Raw genomic sequence first — 3,585 nt, 5'->3', positions numbered from 1 at the left:
CCGACGCCGAGGCCCGGCCGGCGGGCGCGCCGCCGACCGAGGCCCGGCCGGCCGAAGCCGCGCCGGGGTCACCGTTCGAGCCCGGTACCTGGGCCCGCGCACGCGGGGAACTGGGATCGCCGTACGAGTTCATTCCTCACACCCTGCCGGTCGCGGTGGGACGCGGGGGCGCCACCACCGGGTTGCCGTGAGTTGACACACGTGACGTCCGCTCGCGGTACGACCGGAGCGACGCCGTGAGATGCGTACTATTCGGACCAATCGGGCCGTTGAGCTGCCGGGCGGGGTGTCCGTCGTCGACGGCACCGGTAGCGACCGGTCCAGCCAGGTTCACCGTTGCGCCTCTCGCCTTCGCTCTCGTGCCGGAGCGGCCCCGTTGGCGGTCACGCCGCCCACCGCGCCCTGCTCCGACCCGCCCTCGGCCAGCCCGTCCCGGCCGAGCAGGAACTGCTCGACGAGATGGTTCCAGTCACAGCCGAGGCACACCTCCACCACGAAGACCTGGAACTCACGCAGCGTCATCGCCAGCACGGGCAACTCGGCCAACGTGCGCGCCTGGCCGGCGGACTGCTTGAGTTCGTCCCCGTAAATGTAGTGGACGTGGATGAGGTTCTCGCTCCGGCAGATCGGGCACCGCTCCTCGGTCGGCTCCCCGTGGAACCGGGCGGCGTTCTTCAGGTACGGCGAGGCGTCGCAGACGTCGTACGTACCGACCCGACCGGCGAGGAGCTCACGCAGCACCGCCCGCTTCTTCAGCGAGTAGTCCACCACCTGGCGCTGCGTACGCATGCGGAGAAGGGTACGCGGTCCCGCCGGGTGAGGCGACCACCGTCACGATGAGTGACAAGAACATCCCGGAGCGGGGGTTTGCCCTGATCGCTGGTGAGGTACTAACGTGCGATGTATCGGTCCGATACATCGAGGCGGTTAACGGCCCTGCGCCGGGGTAGGAAGGATGGCCCGTGCTCGAGCTCGCCATCCTCGGCCTTCTGCAGGAGGCTCCGATGCACGGCTACGAGCTCCGCAAGGAGCTCGCGGCCAAGCTGGGAGCCATCCGGGCGGCGATCAGCTACGGCTCGCTCTACCCGACCCTGCGCCGGCTGCAGGCGGCGGGCTGGATCACCGAAGCCGCCGAGACACCCGCGACCGCCGAGGAGGTTCCCGCGCTGACCAGCCGACGAGGTCGGGTGGTCTACAAAATCACCGCGGAGGGCAAGGAACGCTTCGCCCAACTGATCGCGCAGGCCGGGCCCGAGACGTACGACGACACGGGCTTCGGTGTGCACTTCGCGTTCTTCGCCCGGACCGACCAGGCGACCCGACTCCGGATCCTGGAGGGTCGCCGCCGCACGATCGAGGAGCGTCGCGAAGGTCTTCGTGACGTGCTGGGCCGGGCGGCCGAGCGCCTCGACGCGTACACCCTGGAACTGCAACGCCATGGGCTCGACGCCTGTGAGCGCGAGGTCCGCTGGCTGGAGGAGCTCATCGCCAACGAGCGCTCCGGCCGTGCCCCGACGGTCCCGCAACCCGGGACAGCCGGCGGCCGACGAGACAACAACAGCCCGCCTCCGCCTGGAGAGTCCAGGAAAGAGCGGCCGTGATGAAGAAGAAGGAGGCAGACGCTATGGGCTCCGTCCGCGTCGCCATCGTCGGTGTGGGTAACTGCGCCTCGTCCCTCGTACAGGGCGTGGAGTACTACCGGAACGCCGACCCGAACGACCGCGTCCCGGGTCTCATGCACGTCACCTTCGGCGACTACCACGTCTCGGACGTGGAGTTTGTCGCGGCGTTCGACGTGGACGCCAAGAAGGTGGGCATGGACCTCGCCGAGGCGATCGTGGCCAGCGAGAACAACACCATCAAGCTGTGCGACGTGCCGCCGACCGGCGTCACGGTGCAGCGCGGCCCGACCTTCGACGGCCTGGGCCAGTACTACCGCGAGATCGTCGAGGAGTCCGACGCCGAGCCGGTCGACGTGGCCAAGGCGCTGCGGGACGCGCAGGTCGACGTGGTCGTCTCCTACCTGCCGGTGGGCTCGGAGCAGGCCGACAAGTTCTACGCCCAGGCCGCGATCGACGCCGGTTGCGCGTTCGTCAACGCCCTGCCGGTCTTCATCGCCTCCGACCCCGAGTGGGCCAAGAAGTTCGAGGACGCGGGCCTGCCGATCGTCGGTGACGACATCAAGAGCCAGGTCGGCGCGACCATCGTGCACCGGGCGCTGGCGAAGCTGTTCGAGGACCGCGGGGTGGAGCTGCTGCGCACGTACCAGCTCAACTTCGGCGGGAACATGGACTTCATGAACATGCTGGAGCGCACCCGCCTGGTGTCGAAGAAGATCTCCAAGACCCAGTCGGTGACCTCCCAGATCCCGCACGAGATGAGCAAGAGCGACGTGCACATCGGCCCGTCGGACCACGTGCCGTGGCTCGACGACCGCAAGTGGGCCTACATCCGCCTGGAGGGCCGCTCCTTCGGTGACACCCCGCTCAACGCCGAGCTCAAGCTCGAGGTGTGGGACTCGCCGAACTCCGCCGGTGTGATCATCGACGCCGTCCGCGCCGCGAAGATCGCCCTGGACCGCAAGATCGGTGGCCCGATCCTGTCCGCCTCGTCGTACTTCATGAAGTCCCCGCCGGTGCAGTACGCCGACCACGACGCGCACGCCGCCGTCGAGTCCTTCATCAAGGGCGAGGTCGAGCGCTGACGCGCTGACGCGTTGACGAGCAGCACGGCCGAGGGCCGGGTCCGAACGGACCCGGCCCTCGTCGCGTACGGGGTGGCTACTTCGCCCAGGACGGCTTGGTCCGCCGGGCCAGCTGCGCCCGCGGGTCCTGCGCCGCCAGTTCGCCGTCGGCAGGCAGGATCGCCGGGTTCACCCGCCCCGGCCCGACCACGAACGCGACCACGTCGAGGATCACGTGGGTGGTCTTCTGCGCGTGTACCGAGATGTGGTCGACCAGGGGAGTGATCCCGGTCAGGAAGAAGTTCGACAGGGTCTGGGCGGCCTGGAAGTTGATCGTCGAGAACGCCGGCGGACGCTGACCCGGGTACGGGTAGATCTGCAGGAAGCCGGCGGCGAGCGCGCCGGTGACGGTCACGTTGCCGTATACGGCCTGACCGAGGTAGACGAATTCCTCCAGGCTGACCTGGACCGTCCGGCCACCCAACAGCCGCCCCGCACTGTCCAGGTTGCCGGCGGCGTTGACGATCCGGGCCCGACCGGCGGCGGTCCGGGTGTCGATCACCCGCTGCGGCACGACCGGCACCAGCTCGTTGGAGTTGAAGCTGGTCCGCACGTAGTCGACGTAGTTGCCCTCCAGGCCCTCGCCGGTGACCGCCCAGATGGTCCCGGTCCGGTCCATCGTGACGGAACCCACCTCGGCCTCCGGATGGATGATGTCCCCGGCCGGCGTCAGCCGCAGGGCCGGCCCGGCGAGCTGGACCTCCTCGGCGTCGATGACGTGGGTGTTCTCCAGTCGGAGGGCGGCGGAGGTGGCCGAGCCGCCGCGCAGGGTGGTGGGCGTGCCCGCCTCGTTGACCTGCCCCTGGAGTACCGGCTCACCCGGCGCGGCCTGGGCGGGGCCG

At 69.5% G+C, this 3,585-nt stretch carries 3 protein-coding genes and 2 pseudogenes; 3 read left to right on the top strand and 2 right to left on the bottom strand.

The genetic code is table 11. The annotated features are described in order from the left end of the window. Positions 1–191: pseudogene (locus JNW89_RS31105) on the top strand (hypothetical protein); the annotation flags it as partial. 139 nt (positions 192–330) lie between these two features. Here JNW89_RS31105 and JNW89_RS31100 read toward each other — a convergent pair. Further along, positions 331–789: a DUF5318 domain-containing protein gene (locus tag JNW89_RS31100; protein WP_238451790.1), complete on the bottom strand. Its 459-nt coding sequence runs from the start codon at positions 787–789 to the stop codon at positions 331–333. A 173-nt stretch (positions 790–962) separates the two neighbouring features. On the opposite strand from JNW89_RS31100, the gene JNW89_RS31095 reads away from it, so the two are divergent. Next, positions 963–1,601, top strand: coding sequence for a PadR family transcriptional regulator (locus tag JNW89_RS31095; RefSeq protein ID WP_238451789.1), 639 nt, complete (start codon positions 963–965; stop codon positions 1,599–1,601). 23 nt (positions 1,602–1,624) lie between these two features. Beyond that, positions 1,625–2,704, top strand: a complete 1,080-nt coding sequence (locus JNW89_RS31090; protein WP_238451788.1) for an inositol-3-phosphate synthase — start codon at positions 1,625–1,627, stop codon at positions 2,702–2,704. A gap of 76 nt (positions 2,705–2,780) precedes the next feature. Here JNW89_RS31090 and JNW89_RS31085 read toward each other — a convergent pair. Continuing rightward, a pseudogene (locus tag JNW89_RS31085) lies at positions 2,781–3,585 on the bottom strand (hypothetical protein); the annotation flags it as partial.

The sequence above is a fragment of the Micromonospora sp. 4G55 genome (assembly GCF_016803375.1).
Note: the sequence above shows the minus strand (reverse complement) of the source record. Positions and strands in the feature narration are given on the sequence as shown.

Bases quoted from the DNA above. Each gene is read 5' to 3' on its own strand.
- JNW89_RS31100 (WP_238451790.1), bottom strand. From the start codon at position 789: ATGCGTACGCAGCGCCAGGTGGTGGACTACTCGCTGAAGAAGCGGGCG.
- JNW89_RS31090 (WP_238451788.1), top strand. From the start codon at position 1,625: ATGGGCTCCGTCCGCGTCGCCATCGTCGGTGTGGGTAACTGCGCCTCG.